At 61.5% G+C, this 21,923-nt stretch carries 20 protein-coding genes; 7 read left to right on the top strand and 13 right to left on the bottom strand.

What is annotated here, in order from left to right:
* Positions 1–46: 46 nt before the first annotated feature.
* The 6 genes from hpnE to BT173_RS03540 form a co-directional block, all read right to left on the bottom strand.
* A complete protein-coding gene (gene hpnE / locus BT173_RS03560) occupies positions 47–1,345 on the bottom strand; it encodes a hydroxysqualene dehydroxylase HpnE (RefSeq protein ID WP_072427239.1) in 1,299 nt (432 codons plus the stop codon).
* Between the two features lie 1,009 nt (positions 1,346–2,354).
* Positions 2,355–3,317: a hypothetical protein gene (locus BT173_RS03555; protein ID WP_139256031.1), complete on the bottom strand. Its 963-nt coding sequence runs from the start codon at positions 3,315–3,317 to the stop codon at positions 2,355–2,357.
* A 12-nt stretch (positions 3,318–3,329) separates the two neighbouring features.
* A complete protein-coding gene (locus BT173_RS19200; protein ID WP_139256030.1) occupies positions 3,330–3,515 on the bottom strand; it encodes a hypothetical protein in 186 nt (61 codons plus the stop codon).
* A 355-nt stretch (positions 3,516–3,870) separates the two neighbouring features.
* Positions 3,871–4,320: a hypothetical protein gene (locus BT173_RS03550; RefSeq protein WP_072427237.1), complete on the bottom strand. Its 450-nt coding sequence runs from the start codon at positions 4,318–4,320 to the stop codon at positions 3,871–3,873.
* Position 4,321: 1 nt separating this feature from the next.
* A complete protein-coding gene (gene hpnD, locus BT173_RS03545) occupies positions 4,322–5,158 on the bottom strand; it encodes a presqualene diphosphate synthase HpnD (RefSeq protein WP_072427236.1) in 837 nt (278 codons plus the stop codon).
* Positions 5,159–5,256: 98 nt separating this feature from the next.
* The gene (locus BT173_RS03540) at positions 5,257–6,192 is read right to left on the bottom strand and encodes a DMT family transporter (protein WP_084658124.1); all 936 of its coding nucleotides are present in this window, start codon (positions 6,190–6,192) and stop codon (positions 5,257–5,259) included.
* An 86-nt stretch (positions 6,193–6,278) separates the two neighbouring features.
* Between BT173_RS03540 and BT173_RS03535 the strand changes: the two genes are divergently transcribed.
* Positions 6,279–7,178 carry a LysR family transcriptional regulator gene (locus BT173_RS03535; protein ID WP_084658122.1) on the top strand — a complete coding sequence of 300 codons (900 nt, stop codon included), beginning with the start codon at positions 6,279–6,281 and terminating at the stop codon, positions 7,176–7,178.
* Positions 7,179–7,197: 19 nt separating this feature from the next.
* Here the strand turns inward: BT173_RS03535 and BT173_RS03530 are convergent, their stop codons facing one another.
* Both BT173_RS03530 and BT173_RS03525 read right to left on the bottom strand, forming a co-directional pair.
* Positions 7,198–8,181, bottom strand: a complete 984-nt coding sequence (locus BT173_RS03530; protein WP_072427235.1) for an L-threonylcarbamoyladenylate synthase — start codon at positions 8,179–8,181, stop codon at positions 7,198–7,200.
* 40 nt (positions 8,182–8,221) lie between these two features.
* Complete coding sequence (locus tag BT173_RS03525; RefSeq protein WP_072427234.1) at positions 8,222–9,310, bottom strand: helix-turn-helix transcriptional regulator; 1,089 nt, start codon at positions 9,308–9,310, stop codon at positions 8,222–8,224.
* Positions 9,311–9,643: 333 nt separating this feature from the next.
* On the opposite strand from BT173_RS03525, the gene BT173_RS19195 reads away from it, so the two are divergent.
* Complete coding sequence (locus BT173_RS19195; RefSeq protein WP_139256029.1) at positions 9,644–10,198, top strand: hypothetical protein; 555 nt, start codon at positions 9,644–9,646, stop codon at positions 10,196–10,198.
* Between the two features lie 128 nt (positions 10,199–10,326).
* Here the strand turns inward: BT173_RS19195 and BT173_RS03520 are convergent, their stop codons facing one another.
* The 4 genes from BT173_RS03520 to BT173_RS03505 form a co-directional block, all read right to left on the bottom strand.
* Positions 10,327–11,916, bottom strand: a complete 1,590-nt coding sequence (locus BT173_RS03520; RefSeq protein ID WP_072427233.1) for a DHA2 family efflux MFS transporter permease subunit — start codon at positions 11,914–11,916, stop codon at positions 10,327–10,329.
* A gap of 205 nt (positions 11,917–12,121) precedes the next feature.
* The gene (locus BT173_RS03515) at positions 12,122–12,868 is read right to left on the bottom strand and encodes a metallophosphoesterase family protein (RefSeq protein ID WP_072427232.1); all 747 of its coding nucleotides are present in this window, start codon (positions 12,866–12,868) and stop codon (positions 12,122–12,124) included.
* A 23-nt stretch (positions 12,869–12,891) separates the two neighbouring features.
* Positions 12,892–13,950, bottom strand: a complete 1,059-nt coding sequence (locus tag BT173_RS03510; protein ID WP_072427231.1) for an HlyD family secretion protein — start codon at positions 13,948–13,950, stop codon at positions 12,892–12,894.
* Between the two features lie 192 nt (positions 13,951–14,142).
* Positions 14,143–14,769: a TetR/AcrR family transcriptional regulator gene (locus tag BT173_RS03505; RefSeq protein ID WP_072427230.1), complete on the bottom strand. Its 627-nt coding sequence runs from the start codon at positions 14,767–14,769 to the stop codon at positions 14,143–14,145.
* A 145-nt stretch (positions 14,770–14,914) separates the two neighbouring features.
* On the opposite strand from BT173_RS03505, the gene BT173_RS03500 reads away from it, so the two are divergent.
* Together BT173_RS03500 and BT173_RS03495 are read left to right on the top strand one after the other, a co-directional pair.
* Positions 14,915–15,721, top strand: a complete 807-nt coding sequence (locus BT173_RS03500) for an alpha/beta hydrolase (RefSeq protein WP_175545544.1) — start codon at positions 14,915–14,917, stop codon at positions 15,719–15,721.
* Positions 15,718–16,329, top strand: coding sequence for a C40 family peptidase (locus BT173_RS03495; RefSeq protein ID WP_245794120.1), 612 nt, complete (start codon positions 15,718–15,720; stop codon positions 16,327–16,329). The genes BT173_RS03500 and BT173_RS03495 overlap by 4 nt, the downstream gene beginning before the upstream one ends.
* A 94-nt stretch (positions 16,330–16,423) precedes the next feature.
* On the opposite strand, the gene BT173_RS03490 is transcribed toward BT173_RS03495, so the two are convergent.
* Positions 16,424–19,396: an Rne/Rng family ribonuclease gene (locus tag BT173_RS03490; RefSeq protein ID WP_072427228.1), complete on the bottom strand. Its 2,973-nt coding sequence runs from the start codon at positions 19,394–19,396 to the stop codon at positions 16,424–16,426.
* Between the two features lie 571 nt (positions 19,397–19,967).
* On the opposite strand from BT173_RS03490, the gene BT173_RS03485 reads away from it, so the two are divergent.
* From BT173_RS03485 to BT173_RS03475, 3 genes are read left to right on the top strand one after another with little or no spacing between them, the layout of a single operon-like run.
* Entirely contained in the window at positions 19,968–20,918 is a 951-nt protein-coding gene (locus tag BT173_RS03485) for an RluA family pseudouridine synthase (protein WP_072427227.1), read from the top strand.
* Positions 20,911–21,567: an HAD-IA family hydrolase gene (locus BT173_RS03480; protein ID WP_072427226.1), complete on the top strand. Its 657-nt coding sequence runs from the start codon at positions 20,911–20,913 to the stop codon at positions 21,565–21,567. Before BT173_RS03485 ends, BT173_RS03480 begins: the two co-directional genes overlap by 8 nt.
* Positions 21,560–21,916: a Rieske (2Fe-2S) protein gene (locus BT173_RS03475; protein WP_072427225.1), complete on the top strand. Its 357-nt coding sequence runs from the start codon at positions 21,560–21,562 to the stop codon at positions 21,914–21,916. Before BT173_RS03480 ends, BT173_RS03475 begins: the two co-directional genes overlap by 8 nt.
* The last annotated feature ends 7 nt before the right edge of the window (positions 21,917–21,923 follow it).

The following is a 21,923-nucleotide window of genomic DNA, read 5'->3' as shown; positions in this document are numbered from 1 at the left end:
GACTGAGCGTAAAAAGCCCCGCCTGTGCGGGGCTTTTTACATGGGACTAGGGCTGCGTGCGGGCCAGCACGCCCTGGGCGGCGGCCACGCCGCTGCGCACGGCGCCTTCCAGCGTGGCCGGGTAGGGGCCGGCCGTGTAGTCGCCGGCCAGCCACAGGCTGGGTTCGCGGGTGGCATTGCCGGGCCGTGCCAGATCGGGCGTACAGGCATAGGTAGCGCGCTTCTCGGCGATAACCCGCTGCCAGAGTGGTGCAGGCAGCTGCGGCTGGCAGCGCGCCACTTCTTCGGCCACCACAGCGGCCAGCTCGGCCTGCGTATAGGCCTCATGCCTACCCTCGGCGCTGATCACGGCGGCCAACAGCCCATCCTGGCCACACAGCTGGCCGCGGTCGAACAACCACTGCGCGCAGCTGTCCACCATGCCTAGCATGGGCTTGGCCAGGCGGGTGCCGGCTGGGTACTGCAGATAGACGGTGTAGATGGGCTGCCACTGCCAGTTGGCCAGCATGGCCAGCGGCTGGCTCAGCGCCGGGAGCGATTCGGCCAGCATGCCCAGGCGGTGCGGCGGCAGGGCCAGGATTAGTTGCGCGTAGTCGCCCGTGCCGCGGTCGAGCTGCCAGCCCGTGTCGGTACGGGTGACCTGCTTGACCAGCGCCTGGCAATGCAGCTGGCCACCGCGCGCCTGTAGATAGCGGGCGGCGGCCTCGGGGAATAGGGCGGACAGATCGCTGCGTGGCAGCAGGAAGTCGCTGGCGGCGCGCTCGGCGGCCAGGCTATCGCGCAGCACATTCAGCAGCACCTGGGCGCTGGCGCTGGCAATTGGCGTATTCAGTGCGGCCAGGGTCAGCGGCTCCCACAGGCAGCGCACAAGGATATCGGGTTGGCCTTGCGCGGCCAGCCAGCCGGCCACGCTCTGGTCCTGCTTGAGGCGCCAACCCTGCAGGCGCGCCACGGCCATCGTGCGTATCGCCGCCCAGCGTGCGCGCGCATCCAGGCCCTCGGCGCACAACAGGCCCACCAGCGTATGCCAGGGCGCGGGCAGGCGCGGGCAGGCCAGGCGCATGCGGCGCTGGCTGCCGCTGTACACATCCAGCTCCATGGGCAGGCGGGCAAAGGCGGCATCGACCTCCACGCTGGCCAGCGCCATCAGGCGCAGCAGCTCGCGGTAGGCGCCGATGGCCATATGCTGGCCATTGTCGAGCGCCAGGCCGTCGATCTCGACCCGGCGTGCACGGCCACCGGGCAGCGGGCCGGCTTCGAAGACCTCGACCTGTCGACCGTGGCTGGCCAATTCCATGGCAGCGGCCATGCCGGCATAGCCGGCGCCGATAATGGCAATGCGCATGGTTCAGATCTCTTCGCGAAAAATTTTCATAGAATAAAATACATTAATTAAAACAATGCTTTGATGTGGTTTTGCTTGTCCAAAATTTCTGACTTATATCCCCAATTGGTGGGCTATGTACAAGTTGGGACAAATGGCGACCATCGAGAAGATTTCTGGAAACCATGCTCGCATTGACCGTTGCTGAACTTCGGCATTTGCCAAGCCCAGACAAGATTAAAGAAATTCCGGTTGCTGGCTATCCGGTAATGGTCGCTCAACCCTACCCAAAAGCTTCGCCCAAGTTCTTCTATGTGTGGAAGGGAATGGGTGCGGCTGGGACGCGTACAACTCGCCGTATTAAGCTTGGGGGAGTTTGACCATATCTCAGCCCATGCGAAGCGCTCACTCGAAGATGCCCGCCTACATGCAGGCAGTACGAATTCGAGAGTCAAGCGAGGAACCAACCCAAGCAGCCGCTGAGGCAGGAGATGATGACCTCACTGCGCGTTCCTGCCCGATGGTGACTTTAGGGAGGTGCGGGGTTCAAGATTGGCCCCCTAGTAGTGAATGAATGCATCGAGTGGCTTGACCGTGACTCGATGCTGTCGAAAAACACCAGAAGGGCACGCAGTAAATACCTTCCCAAGTTCCTAACGTTCACCGGGAACGTGATTCTATCGAGTATCACTGCTGATGAGGTCAATGACTTCATTGCTAATTGACTAGAGGCCCAAAAGACGGTTCGCCATGATGATGGGAGTGGCACCTGACGCGCTGTCCTAGTTGCCATTTCATCACTGTTTCGGTGGGCGATTGAACGTGGGTATGCGGACGACAATGCCCACCCCACAGCCTGTTCTATCAAATCTCGAACGTCACTTGAGACAAAGGAGCACTGGGTCACGATGATGCCATTGACTCACTGACAATGGCCTGTGCTCAGTCCAAGAGTTGGTGGTTGTCGAAGAAGAGGTGACAGAGAGGCTGCACCATGAATGGATGGTGCAGTCTTGGCTGGATGAACTGACTATGGATTCTGAAGTTCTGCTGGGTCAGGAGTATCGGATTGTTTAGATGGAAGGTGGCGGATGATCGGCAAACTTTTATCGTTAATAATATTTAGTTCGTGCAGTCTATTCATATAAGCACTGGAATTACTTGATATTCTGTAAGTGGCTGGGGTGGTTTCCGTAATGAATCCAGCAGCTAGAAGTTTATTGAGGGTATGTGCTATTCTTTCGTTGTCGTCTTTTGCGCTGAAAAGAATTTTTGCCTTTATTTCATATAGTGTGGTTACATCGAAATATTCAAGCGTGACATCGAACTCTAAATTTGCAATCGCAATTGCAAATAATTCAATTTGAATGCGCCTGCTCTCTGCTATTTTGTGCTTTTCCTGAAGTTCAGCATTTTCATTTTTTATTTTTTCTATGGATTCATCACGATTTTTCAAATCTTCCTTTAGTCTCACTGCGTCCTGAAAGCTGCTACTCAGCTCATTCGCTGTCTTTGCTCTCTGCTTCTCTATCTGGGCAACCTCTTCTTCATAGTCTTCACGTATCGCCTTGGATTCTTTGCGAATCTTAATGGCTTCTTGGTAGCTAATGGGCTTCTGCTTATCCATCTTCAACTGCATGGCCTTGTGGTAGTTCTGGCGCTTCTTGTAAGCGACCATAATTTTGGTGTTGATATAGGGCCACCAGAAGATATAGAAGAGGACAGTGGTTAGTGGGAAAACCCAATTCGACCACAAGTTACAGTTTGCCCAGTGTGAGTACAAGCCATTAAAGTTAGTGCAACTTGTCCAACTGGTCAGATTGTTTTCAATATAACTAAGCTTCTCATAGCCCTTCATGTCTGACACAGCAATGAGAACAATCTTGTAGTTCCACAGCAGCCAAGAGATTGCATAAGCCCCAAGAAACGGACTCGATACCCTGTCGTATAATTGAGCCTTTACTGAATTCGAGAATTCTTCAAGCATACTCATTCATTGGCCCCCTCACTTCTTGGCGCAAAGCGCACGGTCAACATAAGTTTTGTTGCCGTTCTTGTTGATGTAATAGCAGCCGCCCTTTGGTCCGAGAATATAAATTTGTGGCTTTTTAGGACGATAGGTGTTGGCTGCCGAAGCCAGCAGCGGTGCGGTCGATAGTGCCAAGCAGGCCAGTAGCATCGTGAATTTCATGTCTCCCCCTTGTGGAGCCTGCACTTTTTAGTCGTGCATGTAGGCTTGAAGAGCACAATACATCCTGATTCTGGGACAAGTAAGGGAGTGCCCAAAGAAATACCATTGGCATTCCTTGCCGGCGCGCGCTAACTGTGTCGTATATTTGAATCGCGCTAGACCCTTCGTTAGCGATTTTACGCGAGTAGAGTCTCATGATACGTAATTCACTAACTTGGACTTACAAAAGGTCTACCTTGCGTGGGCTTTTTTATTCGTGTTCACTTACAAGCAAACTAGCCTACTTAGTAGGCAATTGATCTTGTGATAACAGGATTCTGTTGTAAGAAATTGATTCTTTTGAAAACAAATGCAATTAGATCTCTTCGCGGAAAATGTCGCGGTACAGCTCGGGGTAGCGTGCCAGCACCTGGCGGGCGCGGTCGGGCTTGATGGGGTGCAGGGTGGTGATGAAGTGCAGATTGCCTTCTGGCTCGATGGCGACGAGTTCGAGAATGAAGAACAGCCGCCGCTCGGGCATGAAGTAGAGCCAGGAGGCGGAGCCATGGCCGTACTTGACGATATGGTTTTCCAGCTCGAGTAGGCGCTTGGAGTTTTCGGCGCTATAGAGGAACTGTTCGACGCTGCCGTCTTCGCGCTCGTATTTGCGCACGATGCGGAACTGCTCGAGCGCCTCGCGCATCTTGCGCTTGCGGATGGCAACGCGGTCAGCCTGCCGCATCTCAAGCCAGCCTGCCACGACGATGGCGATCAGCACCAGCGCAGCGAGCAGCACAAACCAGGGCGAGATCGGCAGCGCGTTCATTTCAGGCGAACCACCAGGTCTTCCAGGCCAGCCAGAGTTTGCGCAGTGGCGTGAGGCTCAGGCGTTGATTCAGCACCTTGGCCGGGCCGTCGAGCTTGATCTCGTCCAGGGTGGCGCGGTAGATGGCCGCCATGACGAGGCCCGCGCGCTGATTCTTGCGGTCGGCCTTAGGCAGGGCGGCCAGTGCGCGTTGGTAATAGCCCTCGGCGCGTTCGATCTGAAAGGCCATCAGCGCCTTGAAGTTATCGCTCTCGCGGTATTGCTGGATGTCGGCGGCCGGCACATTGAAGCGCTGCAGCTCTTCCACTGGCAGGTAGATACGCCCGCGCCGCGCGTCTTCACCCACATCGCGGATGATATTGGTCAGCTGGAAGGCGAGGCCCAGCTGCTCGGCGTATTCATAGGTCTTCGAGTCGCTGACGCCGAAGATGCGCGCCGACAAGAGGCCCACCACCGAGGCGACCAGATAGCAGTACTGGCGCAGGTCTTCGAAGCTGTTGTAGCGCGCCTGGGTCAGGTCCATTTCCATGCCGTCGATGATCTGCAGCAGCTGTTCGCGCGGCAGATCGAGGCGGGTTACATGCGGCAGCAGTGCTCGGGTCACCGGATGCTGCGGCGTGCCGGCATACAGATTGCCGATTTCGCTACGCCACCAGTTCAGCGTGGTGCGCGCCACATTCTCGTCATGGGTCTCGTCCACCACATCGTCCACCTCGCGGCAAAACGCATACAGGGCGGTAATCGCCAAACGGGTTTGCAGCGGCAGGAAGCGGAAACTGTAGTAGAAGCTCGATCCGCTCTGGGCGGCCTTGTCTTCGCAGTATTGATCGGGCGTCAAGTGGGCTCTCGGGATGTACGCGGTCGGGAACGGCGCGATTGTAACGGTTCCCGGCCACGCTGGCCCAAGGCTTGCGGCGATTTACACCCTGGCAACACTCATTGCTTGCTGCGGCTGATCCAGCTTACCCCGCCGAGCACCAGTGCAAGCCCCAGCAACTGCGCCCAGGAGAAGGGTTCGCTGAGGATGAACCAGCCAAAGACGATGGTCAGCACCGGCCCTATGGTGCCCATGGCAGCGGCCTTGCTGGCGCCGAGCGCGGCCACGGCGCGCGCCGCCAGCCAGATCGGCAGCACGGTGGAGAACAGTGCCATGGCCAAGGACCAGCCCCAGATGGCCGGGGCAAGCTGGGCGAGGCTGGCCAGCGGCCGGGTGGCGGCGAAATGCGCGAGCACGAAGCCGCAGGCCAGGCTGCCCGACAAGCCGGCCAGGCGCATGGCGCCCACGCGCTGCACATAACGGCCGGTGCCCAGGTAGTAGACCGAGTAGCTGAGGCTGGACAGAAAGACCCAGCCTGCACCGATCAGCACCGCGAGGCTGGCCTGGGTGTGAATCAGGTCGTGCCAGAAGGCGGCCAGCAGGCCCAGATAGGTGAGACCCATGCCCAGCCAGACCCGCGCACCTATCGGCTTGCGCCGCCACACCGCTTCCATCAGCAGCACCAGGGTCGGGTAGGTAAACAGGATCAGCCGCTCAAGCCCGGCGCTGATAGTCTGCAGGCCGATGAAATCGAACAGGCTGGACAGGTAGTAGCCGACCAGGCCGAGCAGCAGCATGCCCAGCCAATCCCCACTGCTCAGGCGCGTGCCACCCGCCTTGTAGACCAGCCAGATAAAGGCGGGCAGGGCCAGCAGCATGCGCAGGGCGAGCAGGGTGATGGCATCTACGGGGCCGGCAGCATAGGCGAGCTTGACGAAGATGGCCTTCAGCGAAAAACCAGCCGCGGCCAGCAGGGCCAGATTGCGCCCATCCTGCCACCAGGGCGGGGTTTCGGTGTTGGCGAAGTGAGGGCGGGCGCTGGGGGCGTGGGACATGGCCGGAATTCCTGAGGCAGACCCGCGCCATTCTGCAAAAAATGCCGGCACTGGAGAATACGTGATTGTTGCAGTAGCCTTCGCCAATGACGAAACCTGTGCGCTTTGATCTGATCGATCTGAAACTGTTTGTCGCGGTGGCACGCGCCGGCTCGCTATCGCGCGGGGCGGCCAGCCTGCCGTTGGCGCTGTCGGCCGCCAGCAGCCGGCTGCGTCTGCTCGAACACCGGCTCGGCTTCAGCCTGTTCGAGCGCCATGCGAGCGGCGTGCGCCTGAACTCGGCCGGTGAGCAGCTGCTTGAGCATGCGCAACGCGTGCTGCGCGCGGCCCAGGATGCACAGGCCGCCATGGACCAGCTGCTGGATGGGCAGCGCGAGCTGTTGCGCCTGTATGCGAATGCCACGGCCAATAGCACGGTGCTGCCTGCCGCACTCGGGCGCTTTCTGGCCGAGCGGCCGCGTGTGGATATCAGCCTGAATGAATGCCCGAGCCGCGAGGTGATAGCGGCGGTGCGCAATGGCGAGGCCGACCTCGGCGTCATCGATACCGATTATGCCCCGGCCGATTTGCTGACCTTGCCGCTCAATCGCTACCGGCTGGCGGTGCTGCTCTATCCCGAGCATGCCTTGGCCACGCACGCCAGCATCAGCCTGCGCGAGCTGGCCGAGCAGGCCTTGGTCGGCCAGCCGGCCCACACCGCCTTGCAGGGCTTTTTGCACAAGATGGCCGAGCTGGCCGGGGTGGATTTACATGTACGCGCGCGGGCGCCGAGCTTTGCCGCCATGGCGCGCTTGGTGGCCGGTGGGGCAGGGGTGGCGGTACTGCCGGAAAGCACTGGGCGTAGTTTTCGCGACAGCCTGGGCCTGGTCTTGCTGCCGCTGAACGAGGAATGGGCCGAGCGCGGGCTGCAGCTGTGCCTGCGCCCCTGGGACGGGCTGAGCCCGACCGTGCGCGCATTGGCCGCCCATCTGGGCAGGGTGAGCTAGGCCCCAGGCTGGCGGCGCGCTAGCCTAGCCAACCGCTGGCGGCGCGCTTGATGCGGTCGTTGACGGCCAGCCAGTCGGCTTCCTCGGGCGGGCGTTCCAAAAGCAGCACATCGAAACGTCCACCATCGCAGGCGCGCAGCGTGGCATACAGCTCACGCGCATAGTTGGCCGGGTCCAGCGGCATGGCCACCGACTCGGCACCGCACACCGCCTGCAGCATTTGCGAACGATGCAGCAAGGCCACGCGCTGGCCGGCTTCGAAACGCCGATAGGCCTCGCCTTCCAGCGCGGCCAGCGGGCCGACCAGCAGCGGGGTACGCGGCGCATAGTGCGAATCGAGCAGGCCGGAGACACGCAGCTTGGCACTGTCGGCCTTCTGGTGGTGGATGAGCTTCACGCCCAGCACCGCCTCGATGGCCTCGGCCGGCACGCCGCCCGGGCGCAGCAGAGTGGGCTGTTCGCCAGTCAGGCCGACGATGGTCGACTCCACCCCGACCTGGCAGGGGCCGCCGTCCAGGATCAGACCGAGCTGGCTGCCGAACTCGTTGTACACATGCTGGGCTGTGGTGGGGCTGACATGGCCGAACTGATTGGCCGACGGGGCGGCCAGCCCGCCGCCGAAGCGTTCGAGCAAGGCATGGGTGAGCGGATGGGCGGGCGCGCGCAGGCCGACCGTGTCCTGGCCGCCAGTCACCGCATCGGGCACATGCGGCTTGCGCTTGAGGATGAGCGTGAGCGAGCCGGGCCAGAAGGCGGCGGCCAGCTTGCGCGCGGAGTCGGGGATATCCTGCGCCCAGTCGTCCAGCTGCGCGGCACCGGCGATATGCACGATGACCGGATGGTCGGCGGGGCGGCCCTTCAGGGCGAAGATCTTGGCCACCGCCTCGGGGCGGCGGGCATCGGCCGCCAGGCCGTAGACGGTTTCGGTGGGAATGCCGACCAGCTCGCCCGCTTGCAAGAGGGCGAGGGCTTGGTCGAGGTCGGTGGAAATGGTGTTAGGCATGCCGGCATTTTACCCAAGCGTGACGGCGGGCACGAATCGGCTAGTGTCGTATCCAGCCGAAGCGGGTAACCGTTTGCAGTAATTCGGCCTGGCGCCGGCAGCCAGTCTTGCTTAGCAAGGCGGTCAGTTGGCTGCGCACCGTGCGTATACCCACCCCCAACTGTTCCGCGCATTCGGCCGGGGTATGGCCCTGCATCAGGCAGGCAAGCAGGCGGTTTTCCGCCGGAGTGAAGCCATACAGTGCGCTCAGCAGTTGGCTGGCGCAGGCAGGGGACTGATCGGGTTCATGCAACAAGACCAGCATGGCCGGGCCGGATGGTCCAAGGCCAAGCGGGGCATGGGCGGGCAGCGGTATCACTTCAAGCTGGATGGCATGGGGCGATGAGACATTGCCCACCCGCATAGCCCCGGCTCGCTGCCCACCTTGCTGCAATAGCGCGCGAAAGGTGGCTTCGGGCTGGGCGCACAGATATTGATTACGTATCGATACGCCCAAGCCACGCCGCAAGAGTTGTTCGGCAGGCCGGTTGGCGAAATGCAACCGCCCTTGCATGTCCACAATGGCCAAGGCCTGGCTGAGCAGATTAAGCGCAGCTTCCTCGCAGGCTTGCGCCAGTCCCAACTGGGCCAGTTCCATGCGCAGACGGGCGGCGCGGCGAAGGTGGGGGAGGAGGGACTGCAATTGTTCTAGCTCAGCCGCTGTGAATTCGGCACGGCCCAGATTGTGGTAAAGCGCTATCCATATCTGCAGCCCGCTGGATTCGCTGGCCCTGCTGCAAATTAGCTCGCCAAAGCCGTAGTGATGGAAAAAATCCTGGTAGAAGGGATGCTTGCGGATGACATCGAGCCCGAGATCGCGCCTGTCGTGATACCAGCGGTCGGTGATCAGCGAACCTGGGCCGCGGGCCGGGTCGGTGCCGGCATAGTGGGTCGCATAGTCAACCTCCATGGCAGGGTCGACATCGCTGCTGACCACCATGGGCGGCACATCGGGACGGGTGGGGTCCAACATCAGCATGGCTGAACCATCACAGAGGGCAAATCGTGCCAGTGAGCTACAGGCTTCGCGCCAGCGTACCGGGTCGCTAATCCCGGCATACAGCGTATCGAGCAGACTGGCTTCATCCATGGCATTTTTCCTTGGGTATCCGTCATATGACGGATGCTCAGGAAAAATATATTAAGTAGATTTGCACTTGGAAATGCCGCTTGTCGGGGTTTATAGGTTCTTCCTGAAGCCTGTTTTTTGAAAATCCAGGCATCAGAAAATCAGCCGCTTACAACGCAAGGGATGCCAAAAGTTGAAGTTTCTGGAAGTGTCATTAGGGAGCCTTTCAGCAACTTAAGTTTCTAAGCGAGGCAAGGTGCGAGTGAAATAATTTCGACGCAGCATCAGTGCCGGTGACCTCCACATTAGGCGCAGTGAGGGCGCCTCCTACCCCTCATAAAAAGGAGAATGCATATGTCTATCAAGCTAACTTCTGAAGAAGCAAAGAAGGCAGGCTATAAAAAAATTCCTTCAGGTACTAAAATTGACAAAACCAAAGGGGTGAATATTGACGCCGTAAAAAATGGTGACCTTTGTTACGTAGGTCCATGCGAACCAGGAGCTGGAGCAAGAACAGTCTGCTATCGTTCCGAGAATGGTTGCGATGATTGTTGGCTGGAAGATGATCTGCAGTGCAATAACTTGTCCGCCACAGAACAGACTGTCGAGCTTACAACAGCGTTCAAAATTGAGAGGTTAAAATCTGACTTTTCGCAATCGGTCCTTGTGACAGAGAGGACTATATATTCAGCCCCGACGAGCAATACTCCAATTGAAATTAAAGCCTGCGTGAATTTCTTCTATCACTCTGGCGGATTGGGAATTAGAAACAATTGCAGTGAATGCAAGGTTGCCGTAGTCAACTGGGATGGACGCGGAATCTACTACTATAAAGTAGCGGGCTACAGTCAAATTGTGGTAGCTCGTGAAAGCTCCTTTGGGCAACTAATTGGCGAAAACCCTTGCTAGCCCCTAACTACTCGCTCAACGGCCCCAAAGATAACGCTTTGGGGCCCCCTCGCTAACGTGATAGCCACTGCCAGTGAGTTTGGCGACGTTCAGGCAACGGCTTTGTGGCTGAGTTGGCCTGTGCCCGCCTAGTGCGCCACGTCGCCGGCCTGGGCCATGCGCGGTGGTGTGCGCATCCAGAACAGCAGCGGCAGCATCAGCACGATGGCAATGCCGAACAGCATAAACAGGTCGGAGAAGGCCAGCATCATCGCCTGCTTGGCCACCTGGCCATTGATAACCGCATACGCTTTCTGGGTGGCCAGCGCGGCGGCCTCGCCCTTCTGCTGGAACAGGTGGGTGAATACATTCAGGCGCTCGGCCATGGCGGCATTGTCATGGGCCAGGTGTTCGACCAGGGCCGAGCGCTTGATGTCCTCGAACTTGACCAGCAGGGTGGCCGACAGGGCAATGCCCACGCTGCCGCCCAGCTGCCGGGTCAGGTTATACAGGCCCGAGGCATTCGGGATCTCCTGCGGCTGGATGCGCGCCAGGGTCAGATTGTTCAGCGGCATGAACACGAGGCCCAGACCAAGGCCGCGCAGGATCAGCGGCCAGAAGAAGTCGGCCGCCCCCGATTCGGTGCTGAACAGATGATGGCCCCACATCGCGTACAGGAAGATGGCCGCGCCGGTGGCGATCAGCCCCCAGGCCGGTACGCCGCGCGCCAGCAGCTTGGCGGCAATCGGCATGGCAAAGGCGGCGGCCAGCGCCGAGGGCAGAATGATCATGCCGGTCTGGAAGGCGTCGAAGCCGATCAGGGTCTGGGCATAGACCGGGAACAGGAAGACGGTGGAAAACAGTGCGGCCCCAAGGAAGAAGGTGAACAAGAGACCGGCGCTGAATTGGCTGTCCTGCATGATGCGCAGATTGACGATCGGGTGCTCATACTCGAGTTCGCGGATCACGAAGGCGATCAGGGCCAGGATGCTGGCGATGGTGTAGGCAATGATCTCGGTCGATTCGAACCATTCGAGCTTCTCGCCGCGCTCCAGCATCAGCTGCAGCGCGCCCACGCCCACGGCGAGCAGGATCAGACCCAGGTAATCGACGGCGGGGATGGTTTTGCGGTGGGCCGAGTCGGGCACGAAGACGAGGACCAGCAGCAGGGCGGCCGCGCCCAAGGGCAGGTTGATATAGAAGATCCACGGCCAGGACCAGGTGTCGGTAATCCAGCCGCCCACGGTGGGGCCGAGCGAGGGGCCGAACATGATGCCCATGCCGAAGATGGACATGGCGGTAGCCATCTCCTTGGCCGGGAATACCTCGTACAGCGTGGCTTGCGCGGTGGCGATCAGGCCGCCGCCACCCAGGCCCTGCACGATGCGCCAGAACACCAGCTCGCCGAGCGAGTCGGCATTGCCGCAGGCCCAGGAGGCGATGGTGAATATCAGGATGGACAGGGCCAGGTAGTTGCGCCGGCCAAACTGGTTGGCCAGGAAGCCGGAAATCGGCAGCACGATCACATTCGCCACCACATAGCCGATCGATACCCAGGTGATCTCATCCAGGGTGGCACCGAGGCTGCCCATCATATGTGGCACCGCGACGTTGACGATGCTGGTGTCGAGCAACTCTAGCACGCAGGCTAGCGTGACCGTGGCGGCGATGATGAAGCGGTTCTGGAAAATGCTGGCAGGGCTGTTGCTGCGCAACAGGCCGGGAAGAAAAGGTTTCATGAATCAGGCCTGTGGGCTAAGGGCGAGCTTGATGCCCAGGAAGAGGAAAAGCGCACCGATGCCGCGGTTCAACCACTGGCCGACGGCGGCGCTGGCCTTCAGCTTTCAGCTGGCGATATGTGGCGAATCGGGGCCGGGGCTGATATTGCGCAGCAGGCCCGAGACGATGAACAGGGCAAGATCGCGGGTTCCTAACATGGCTATCCTAGTTGGCAGCGAGAGCCAGTGCGTAACCGGTGCGCAGCGCATGCGCCCAGTCGTGGCGCTGCTTGCGCTCGGCCTGGCGTGCGGCGGCTTCGTGGTCGTAAGGCAGGCTGATCAGCTCGGCGCGCCAGCCTGCGGCCGTGTATTCGGCAATCGCATAGCGGGCGTTCGGGCTGCCGTTCTCAATCACATGCGGGTGCGGATGGGCGTCGTCGTAAGCGGGCAGGCCCACGCTGCCCGGATTGAGCACCAGCTTGCCGTGGCTGGAGTGAAGCACACGTGGCACATGGGTATGACCACAGGCGATCAGGCCGGCCGACACGGCACCGAGCCGGGTATCGACCTCAGCACGGCTGGCCATGCGCACGCCCTGCGGCGTGACGGTTTCCAGGAAGTAAGTCAGATCGCTATCCGGCGTGCCGTGGCAGAGCAGGATGTCCTCGAATTCCAGCCGGGCCGGCAGCTGCGCGAGCCAGGCCAGCACGTCGGGCGATAGCTCGGCATGGGCCTGGCGGTCGCTCAGCCCCATGCGCTCGGGCGCTTGCAGCAGCTGGCGCTCGTGGTTGCCGGCCAGCTGGGGCCAGCTCTGCGCCATCAGGAACTCGGCCGTTTCCTGCGGCCATAGCGGCCCGCTCAGGCTATCGCCCAGATTGGCAATGCTGTCCACCCGGTGGCGGCCGATATCGGCCAGCACGGCTTCCAGGGCGGGCAGATTGCCGTGGATATCGGAAACGAGGGCGAGGCGCATGGTGGGCTCCCTGGGATTTGTGCTTAGCCGAGGCGGATGCTGGCCAGGACGCTCATGCCTGGGCGTAGCGGCGTGTGCTGGCTATCGAAGGCATCCAGTTTGACCTTGACCGGCACGCGCTGCACCACCTTGGTGAAGTTGCCGCTGGCATTGTCGGGCGGCAGCAGGGCGAACTTGGCGCCTGTGGCCGGGCTGAACGATTCCACCTTGCCGGTGAAGGTCTTGCCTGGATAGGCATCGACTTCGATCTCCACCTGCTGACCGGCCTGCACGCGGCCGACCTCGGTTTCCTTCAGATTGGCCGTCACCCACACATCGTTGAGCGGCACCAGATACATGAGGGTCTGGCCGGCCTGCACGAGCTGCCCCACTTCGACCGACTTCTTGCTGGTGACGCCGGCCAGCGGCGCGGTGACGTGGGTATCGGCAAACTGGATGGCGGCTAGGTCGCGCACGGCGCGCACCGACTCGACCTTGGCCTGGGCCGACTTGAGGCCGGCACCGGCCACGCCGATCTGCTTGCCGGCCGCAGTGGCGGTATCGCGCGCGGTGCGCAGCTGCGATTCGGCGGCACGGGCGGCTGCCTCGGCGGCATCCAGCGCGGCGGCACTGGTCATGCCCTTGGCCGCCAGCGATTTGGCACGGGCCAGATCATTGCGGCTGCGTTCGGCATTCGCCTCGGCCTGGGCAATGGCCGCCTGGGCGGCAGCGGCATTGGCCTGGCTATAGCTGAGCTGGGCGCCGGCCTGGCCTGCGCCATCGCGACCGCCGGCATTGGCCAGGGCAATCTGCAAGTCGGCCTCGGCCTGCGCCAGGCGCGCCGCATAGTCGCGCTCGTCAATCTGTACCAGCTCGCCACCCAGCGCCACCGGCTGGTTATCGCCGACCTTGACCGCCTTCACATAGCCGCTGACCTTGGCTGCGATGGGCACGATATGGCCTTCGACCTGGGCGTTATCGGTTTCCACGAAATGATGGCCATGCCACCAGTGGTAGCCGACCCAGCCGATGATGCCGGCCAGGGCGAGGGCAAATACCAGACGGGCCTTGTGTTGCTTCTTGGGGGGAGTGAGATCGCTCATGCTGGGCATTCCTGCTTCAAACGGGGCGCTGGGTGCGCCGAAAAAGGTGGGCTTGGGCTGAACTCATCGCTGGCTAGGCCAGGGCGGTAAGCAGCACGCATTCGATGATTTCTGTCAGTACTCGGTGCCTGGCGCAGCGCCTTCACAGGCGCTGTGAGCGGACGAGCCCGCCAGGTCGAGCTGCGGTGTGGCTTAACGGGCCTGCAGGCCCTGCAGCATCAATTCATAGTGAAAGCGCGCGAAATCCCTGAGGTCGACCGGCTCGGTATCGCATAGCGAGAAGCTCTGCTTCCAGACCTTGATCATCATCAGCGGCGAGATCACCGCGCGCGTTGCCAGTGCCACATCGACCGGACGGAACTCGCCGGCGGCAATGCCACGCTCGATCACATTGGCGAATAACTTGCGGCTGCGTATCACCACTTCTTCCACATAGAAGCGCGCCAGTTCCGGGAAGTTGTTTGCCTCGGCAATCATCAGCTTGGAAATGCCGGTCGAGGCCGACTGCTCCATGCGTTCGGCCCAGCGCTCCAGCAGGGTCCAGAGCAGATCGGCCCAGCGGCCTTGATGTTCGGCCAGCAGGGTTTCGCCCGATTCGATGTTCGGCAGCACGGTTTCGCGTACCACGGCCTTGAACAGTTCTTCCTTATTGGCGAAATAGAGGTAGACCGTTCCCTTGGTGACGCCGGCCAGCTTGGCCACATCGTCGAGGCGGGTAGCGGCAAAGCCGCGTTCCACGAACAGGCTCAGGGCGGCTTCGATGATTTCGGCCGGGCGGGCGTCTTTGCGGCGCTGCCAGCGTGGGGTGGGCGTATTCATAGCTGTCTCGGGGTCTAATGACTTGGCGGTAATTTATTACTTACTGACTTAAAGGTCAACAACTGCTGCGTGAGCATTGAAGCAGGCGGCGCTTTGGCGTAAGGTGCAATCAATATTCATGTTGGCTAATAAGAATCGCGCCCAAGTGCCTGAACTCAAACTGGAAATGCTATCCGTACTGCCCGCGGCGACCATACCAAGGCGCCCGCTGCTGTTTATCCACGGTGCCTATGTCGGTGCCTGGTGCTGGCAAGTGCATTTCCTGCCTTACTTCGCCCAGCGCGGCTATCCGGCCCATGCGCTGAGCCTGCGCGGGCATGGGGCGAGCGAGGGCAGGGCGCAGCTGGCCGCCACGCGCATCGATGACTATCTGCAGGATGTTGAGCGCGCCGTGCGCCAGATTGAGCAGCAACATGGCCAGACCCCGCTGCTGATCGGTCACTCGATGGGCGGCTTCCTGGCCATGGCCTATGCGCGCGAGCAGGCGCTGCCCGGCCTCGCCTTGCTGGCCACCGTGCCGCCCGAAGGGCTGATCGGTTCCGCACTGCACCTGTTCTGGCAGCACCCGCAGCTGATGTGGGAGCTGAACGCGCTGCAGAATATCGGCCTGCCGCCACGCCTCGACAAGCTGCGCGAGCTGCTGTTTTCGCCCGCCTTGCCCGAGTCGGAACTGCAGCGCTATGCCGTGCAGTTCCAACATGAGTCCGACCGCGCGCTCATCGATATGACCATGCCGCAGTTCGACCAGCGCCCACCACGTGGTTGCCCGCCCGTGCTGGTGCTGGGTAGCGAGCAGGATCTGCTGATGCCTGGCCATCTACTGCATAGCGCCGCCCATGCGCTGGGCGTGCGTGCGCAGTTCCTCAAGGGCTTGGGGCATCTGCTGATGCTGGATGCGAGCTGGTCTGCTGCGGCCGATACCTTGGCTGCCTGGCTGGAGGATTTGCCATGAATCCGCTCAATCTGGATGGCATGCCATCCATCCTGCTTGACCCGCATCTGCCGTCGCGCCAGCCCAAACGCCCGCCGCTGCGCAAATCGCGCCTGGCACGCGTGCGCACGCCCTTACTCTGCGCGCTGATTGCACTGCTGCTGTCGGCCTGCGGCAGCAATCCGCCCAGCAAGCCCGTGGCGCGCGCACCGGCCAAGCCGGCCTTGAGCAGTATTCAGATCAATGACGATGCGGGGCGCGAAATCGTCATGTATGCACTTGGCCTGCTGGATGTCGGCTATGTCTTCGGCGGCAAGAACCCGGAGGCCGGGCTCGATTGCAGCGGTATGGTCAGCTTCATCTACCGCCATGCCGTTGGCGTCGATCTGCTCGGCAGCGCGGCCGATATGGCGCGCAAGGGGCGGCCCATCTCGCGCGAGCAGCTGCAGGCTGGCGATCTGGTGTTCTTCAACACCATGAATCGGCCGTTCTCGCATGTGGGCATCTATATCGGCGACGATAAATTCGTGCATGCCCCGACCAGCAAGGGACGTATCCGCATCGAAAGCATCCGCAATAAATACTTCGCTGCCCGCTTCGAGGCGGCGCGCAGCTATTTCGCTGGTTAAGCGGGCGTTATGTGGATGGCCTGATACGCAGGCGCTGGCGCAGAAAACAAAACAGGGAGCCTAAGCTCCCTGTTTTGTTTGGCTAGTCTAGCAATCAGGCTTTATCACCGTGCTGCGTCTCCACCATCACCAGCTCGGTCTGCACCGGGGCGGGGGCCTCGGTCGGCTTGACCTCGCTACGGCGGCGGCGCACCGGCACTTCCAGCTGCACATCCACCGGCTCGAAAGCCTTCAGCTGGGTGTTGACCTGCACAAGACCCACATCCTCCGGGCGGCCGATTTCCAGCTGTACCTGCACAGGCTGGCTGCTGGCTACCGGCGCAACTTCCGCAGGGGCGGCTTCGACAGCCGGAGCGGGGGCTGCGGCTGCCACTTCGGGTTCCGCTGCGGCTTGCGCGGCAGCGGCGGGCGCTTCCACCGGGGCTGCCACGGCAGGCGCTGCGGCGACTTCCTCGCGGACATTCGCTACCACTGGCTGCTCGGCCGGTGCGGCTGCGACGGCTTCAACTACGGTCTCGGCAACCACTGGCGTAGCGACTTCGACCTGGGCGAGCACTGGTGCAGCTTCCTGCGCGGCGACCGGGGCTTCCGCGGCCGGGGCGACGACAGCTTCCGGCGCATTCACTTCCGCATTGGCCGCGTCTTCCTGAGTCATGGTCTCGGCTTGCAGGCCATTCGCTTGCTGCTCGTTACGGTCACCACGGCCACCGCGACGACCGCGACGACGACGACGGCCTTCATTACCTTCATTCGCCTCGTTGGCGGCGCTGTCCACCGGCAGCAATTCCTGCTGCGACGGCTCGACTGCCTGCTCGGCGTTCAGCTCGGCACGGGCTTCCTGCGGCTGGCGCGGGGCGCGTGGTTCGCGTTCGGCACGCGGTTCACGCTCAGCACGCGGTTCGCGTTCGGCGCGCGGCTCACGTTCCGGGCGTGGCTCGCGTTCGGCACGCGGTTCACGTTCCGGACGTGGTTCACGCTCGGCGCGCGGCTCGCGTGGCTGACGCGGTTCGCGCTCGGCGCGCGGCTCGCGTTCATTGCGACCTTCTTGGTTCTCGCGCGGCGCACGTGCTTCACGCGGCTCGCGGGCTTCGCGACCTTCGTTCTGGCGCTCGTTGCGGTTGTCCTGACGCTCGGCACGGCCTTCGCCTTGCGCGCGCTCATTGCGGTCACCGCGCTGACGCGGCTCGCGCGGCGGACGCGGCTGCTCGTCCTCCTCGATGCGCGGCTTGCCACCAGGGCGACGCTCATTGCGCTGCTCGGCATTGCGCTCGCCGCGCTCGCGACGGCCTTCGCCACGCTCGCCACGGCGGTTGTTGTTGCGCTCACGACCACCGGTCTTGTTGGCTGGTGTCGGCTGTTTGACTTCCTCGGCCTTTTCGCCGGTGAAGAAGCGCACGATGCGGCTGAACAGCGAGGGCTTGGCTTCCTCAACCACCGGCTTTTCCACGGCGACCGGGGCAGGCTGGGTCGGGGTGATGCCCTTGACGGCAGCTTCCTGGCGCGGCTTGCTCGGCTCATTGTCCTTGCCGTGGCTGTGCGCCTCCTCGGCCGGGGCTTCCATCATCTTGTAAGACGGCAGGACTTCCTCGATGTGGTTGAGGTCGTCGTGACGCAGACGGGTCAGCTGGTAGTTCGGCGTTTCGAGGTGGATATTCGGGATCAGTACCACGCCCACCTTGAGGCGCGATTCGACCGAGAAAATCTCGGCGCGCTTCTCGTTCAGTAGGAAGGTGGCCACATCAACCGGCACCTGCGCGTGGATGGCGCCGGTGTTTTCCTTCATCGCCTCTTCCTGAATGATGCGCAGGATGTGCAGGGCCGACGACTCGGTACCGCGGATAAAGCCAGTGCCATGGCAGCGCGGGCAGGGTTGGTGGGCGGTTTCGCCCAGGCTCGGTTGCAGGCGCTGGCGCGACAGCTCCATCAGGCCAAAGCGCGAGATCTTGCCGGTCTGCACGCGGGCACGGTCATGGCGCAGCGCATCGCGCAGGCGGTTTTCCACCTCGCGCTGATTGCCAGCCTTTTCCATATCGATGAAGTCGACCACGATCAGACCGCCCAGGTCGCGCAGGCGCAGCTGGCGGGCGATTTCGTCGGCGGCTTCCAGATTGGTGCGGGTAGCGGTTTCCTCGATATCGCCGCCCTTGGTGGCGCGCGCCGAGTTCACGTCCACCGATACCAAGGCTTCGGTGTGGTCGATGACGATGGCGCCGCCCGAGGGCAGGCCGACTTCACGCGAAAACGCGGTTTCGATCTGGTGTTCGATCTGGAAGCGCGAGAACAGCGGGACATCGTCCTTGTACAGCTTCACGCGGTTCACGAAGCCCGGCATCACATGGCTCATGAACTGCTGGGCTTGCTCGTACACGAACTCGGTGTCGATGAGGATTTCGCCGATATCGGGCTGGTAGTAGTCGCGAATCGCGCGGATGACCAGACTGCCTTCCTGGTAAATCAGGAAGGGGCCCTTCTGGGCGCTGCCGGCGTTCTCGATGGCGCGCCACAGTTGCAGCAGGTAGTTCAGGTCCCACTGCAGCTCTTCGGCGCTACGGCCGATGCCAGCGGTGCGGGCAATGATGGACATGCCGGCCGGCACATCGAGTTGATCCATGGTGGCGCGCAGTTCCTGGCGCTCCTCACCCTCGATGCGGCGGGATACGCCACCGCCGCGCGGGTTGTTCGGCATCAGCACCAGATAGCGGCCAGCCAGGGAAATGAAGGTAGTGAGGGCGGCGCCCTTATTGCCGCGTTCGTCCTTTTCCACCTGGACGATCAGCTCCATGCCTTCCTTGAGCGCGTCCTGGATGCGCGAACGGCCATCGGCGCCTTCCTTGAAATAGGCGCGGGCAACTTCCTTGAAGGGGAGGAAACCGTGGCGGTCGGTGCCGTAATCCACAAAGCAGGCTTCGAGCGAGGGCTCGATGCGGGTGATGACAGCCTTGTAGATATTGCTCTTGCGTTGTTCCTTGCCGACGGTTTCGATATCCAGATCAATCAGCTTCTGGCCGTCTACGATCGCGACACGTAGCTCTTCGGCCTGTGTCGCATTGAACAGCATGCGTTTCATGTTTTGTTCTCCCGCTGCCGGACAGGCAGGGGCGAACACACCGACGGTGGAAGCCGCCGAGGGAACGAATCAGACGATGGGGCGTTGCGTAAGCTTGTGCAAGGCAGAAAAGTCCAGTGGTTCCGTACTGTCGTCGTGGCCGAGATGTCGTTGCCACGCACGGGTGTGTCCTGTGTGCCGACTGGTTTACTTGTAATGCACCAGCCTGCGAATGTCCGGTCTAGCGTTTTGTCACTTTGTGTCGTCGTTGCTTGGCGGTGAACGACGTTAACCGCACCGGCTGGATCGACTTTCCCGTGTTTTCCTGTGCACTGTGAGCACTCGCGTCCGCCTTGCGCGCTAGGTGCGACCGGGTTTCGGATTGCACGGCAAGAGAGATGAGACGCGGGGAAAAGAGCGGGAAAGGCCGCGCGAGCCGGTCGCGCGTGAGATAATCCGCCTCTTTGGAAGTCATCGCCGTGTTGGCAGGTGACTGGAAAACAGGGCGGCGGCTGGTCTTGTTTTCTCGTGTCGGCAGCGCCCTTGGGCGTGGCCGCATGCGTTGCGCAAGACCGCCAGAGTATATGACAAGATGGATAATACGAGCAAAGTTTCCTACCTCACCGTTGGCAGCGAAGAAGCGGGTCAGCGGCTGGATAATTATCTACTCAAACATTTGAAGGGCGTGCCCAAATCGCTGGTCTACCGCATCGTGCGTTCGGGCGAGGTGCGGGTGAACAAGGGGCGGGCCGATGTCACCTATCGCATCGTCGAAGGCGATCTGATTCGCGTCCCGCCGGTGCGGGTGGCTGAGCCGAATGCCAAGCCCAGTCAGGCGACCATGGCGCGCGGCCCCGAACTGCCGATTCTGTTCGAGGACGAGGCCTTGCTGGTCATCGACAAGCCGGCTGGCCTTGCGGTGCATGGTGGCAGCGGGGTCAGCTTTGGCGTGATCGAGCAGCTGCGTGCGCAGCGCCCACAGGCCAAGTTCCTGGAGCTCGTGCACCGGCTCGATAGAGAGACCTCGGGCATCTTGCTGATTGCCAAGAAGCGCAGTGCGCTGGTGGCCATGCATGAAATGCTACGCAACGATCGCGGCATGGATAAGCGCTACCTGGCCCTGGTGCAGGGGCAGTTTCCCGATGCGCGTCGGCATGTGCGCTTCAAGTTGCAGAAATATGTGACTGCGGATGGCGAGCGACGCGTCGCGGTGACGCCCGATGGTCAGGAGTCGCACACCGTCTTCAATCGCCGCGCGCGTTATACGGCTGCCACCTTGCTGGAATGCGAGCTGAAGACCGGCCGCACGCACCAGATTCGCGTGCACTGCGCGCAGTCGGGTTTTCCGATTCTGGGTGATGATAAATACGGTGATTTCGCCCTGAACAAGCGCCTGCCGCGCGAAGGGCTTAAGCGTATGTTTCTGCACGCCTGGCGGCTGACGCTCAATCATCCGCTCAATAATACCCCCTTGAAACTGGAAGCCCCGCTGCCGACTGAGCTGCAGGCCTATCTGGATACGCTGGAGGCTATCGATGGCTGAACGTTTTGATCTCTTGGTATTTGACTGGGATGGCACGCTGGCTGATTCGACCGGCCTGATCACCCAATCGATACAACAGGCCTTCGCGGAAGCGGGCCTTAGCGTGCCTAGCCGCGAGGCGGCCAGCTATGTGATCGGCTATGGGCTGAACGAAGCGATGCAGTATCTTGCACCCGAAGCTAGTGGCGCGGAAGTGGCGCGCGTGGTGGAGGCCTACAAGACCCATTACCTGGCCCGCGATGGCGAAATCCTGCTGTTCGAGGGTGTGGCTGAAGCGCTGGCGCGCTACAAGATGGCCGGTTATGCGCTGGCGGTAGCCACCGGCAAATCGCGTCGTGGCTTGGATAGGGTGCTGGAACAAACGGGCTTGGGCGTGTATTTCGACACCACGCGCTGTGCGGACGAATGCCACTCCAAGCCGCACCCGCAGATGCTTGAGCAGATTGTTGAGCACTTGGCGGTGCCGGCGGCGCGAACGGTGATGATAGGGGACACCACGCACGATTTGCAGATGGCGATCAATGCCGGTACGGCGGGTCTGGGCGTCAGCTATGGCGCGCACCCGCGGGAGAATCTGGCCGAACTGGCGCCGCTGGGTTTGTTCGATAGCTTTGGCGAGCTGGATAACTGGTTGATTCAATATGGCTGAGCGACGTTGGCGCATCTGCGCGAGTGAAGATCTGCCTGATGCTGGGCTGGGCGTGCGCTTTCAGGCTGAGTGGCGTGGGGTGCCGGCACCTGCTTTTGCCGTACGTTGGGCCGGCAAGGTGCAGGCTTATCTGAACGAGTGCGCGCACATCCCGATCGAGCTGGATTTCAACGAAGGCGACTTCTTCGATCTGAGTCGCAGCTATTTGATCTGCTCGACGCACGGCGCTTACTATAGGCCGGACACCGGTCTATGCCTGGGCGGGCCTTGCAAGGGCGCCCGCCTGACCAAGCTGGCCGTGCTGGAAGAGGCGGGTGAGGTCTTCTTCCTGCCGGATGCCCAACCCTGATTGCCTT

This window comes from Chitinimonas taiwanensis DSM 18899 (genome assembly GCF_900119825.1).
Lineage (GTDB): Bacteria > Pseudomonadota > Gammaproteobacteria > Burkholderiales > Chitinimonadaceae > Chitinimonas > Chitinimonas taiwanensis.
The sequence above is the reverse complement of the archived record's forward strand: the minus strand, read 5'-3'. Positions and strand labels throughout refer to the sequence as shown.

Excerpts from the sequence above, each read along its gene's own strand:
- hpnE (WP_072427239.1), bottom strand. The coding sequence starts at position 1,345 with ATGCGCATTGCCATTATCGGCGCCGGCTATGCCGGCATGGCCGCTGCC.
- BT173_RS03555 (WP_139256031.1), bottom strand. The coding sequence starts at position 3,317 with ATGAGTATGCTTGAAGAATTCTCGAATTCAGTAAAGGCTCAATTATAC.
- BT173_RS19200 (WP_139256030.1), bottom strand. The coding sequence starts at position 3,515 with ATGAAATTCACGATGCTACTGGCCTGCTTGGCACTATCGACCGCACCG.
- BT173_RS03550 (WP_072427237.1), bottom strand. The coding sequence starts at position 4,320 with ATGAACGCGCTGCCGATCTCGCCCTGGTTTGTGCTGCTCGCTGCGCTG.
- BT173_RS03540 (WP_084658124.1), bottom strand. The coding sequence starts at position 6,192 with ATGTCCCACGCCCCCAGCGCCCGCCCTCACTTCGCCAACACCGAAACC.
- BT173_RS03535 (WP_084658122.1), top strand. The coding sequence starts at position 6,279 with ATGACGAAACCTGTGCGCTTTGATCTGATCGATCTGAAACTGTTTGTC.
- BT173_RS03530 (WP_072427235.1), bottom strand. The coding sequence starts at position 8,181 with ATGCCTAACACCATTTCCACCGACCTCGACCAAGCCCTCGCCCTCTTG.
- BT173_RS03525 (WP_072427234.1), bottom strand. The coding sequence starts at position 9,310 with ATGGATGAAGCCAGTCTGCTCGATACGCTGTATGCCGGGATTAGCGAC.
- BT173_RS19195 (WP_139256029.1), top strand. The coding sequence starts at position 9,644 with ATGTCTATCAAGCTAACTTCTGAAGAAGCAAAGAAGGCAGGCTATAAA.
- BT173_RS03520 (WP_072427233.1), bottom strand. The coding sequence starts at position 11,916 with ATGAAACCTTTTCTTCCCGGCCTGTTGCGCAGCAACAGCCCTGCCAGC.
- BT173_RS03515 (WP_072427232.1), bottom strand. The coding sequence starts at position 12,868 with ATGCGCCTCGCCCTCGTTTCCGATATCCACGGCAATCTGCCCGCCCTG.
- BT173_RS03510 (WP_072427231.1), bottom strand. The coding sequence starts at position 13,950 with ATGAGCGATCTCACTCCCCCCAAGAAGCAACACAAGGCCCGTCTGGTA.
- BT173_RS03505 (WP_072427230.1), bottom strand. The coding sequence starts at position 14,769 with ATGAATACGCCCACCCCACGCTGGCAGCGCCGCAAAGACGCCCGCCCG.
- BT173_RS03495 (WP_245794120.1), top strand. The coding sequence starts at position 15,718 with ATGAATCCGCTCAATCTGGATGGCATGCCATCCATCCTGCTTGACCCG.
- BT173_RS03490 (WP_072427228.1), bottom strand. The coding sequence starts at position 19,396 with ATGAAACGCATGCTGTTCAATGCGACACAGGCCGAAGAGCTACGTGTC.
- BT173_RS03485 (WP_072427227.1), top strand. The coding sequence starts at position 19,968 with ATGGATAATACGAGCAAAGTTTCCTACCTCACCGTTGGCAGCGAAGAA.
- BT173_RS03480 (WP_072427226.1), top strand. The coding sequence starts at position 20,911 with ATGGCTGAACGTTTTGATCTCTTGGTATTTGACTGGGATGGCACGCTG.
- BT173_RS03475 (WP_072427225.1), top strand. The coding sequence starts at position 21,560 with ATGGCTGAGCGACGTTGGCGCATCTGCGCGAGTGAAGATCTGCCTGAT.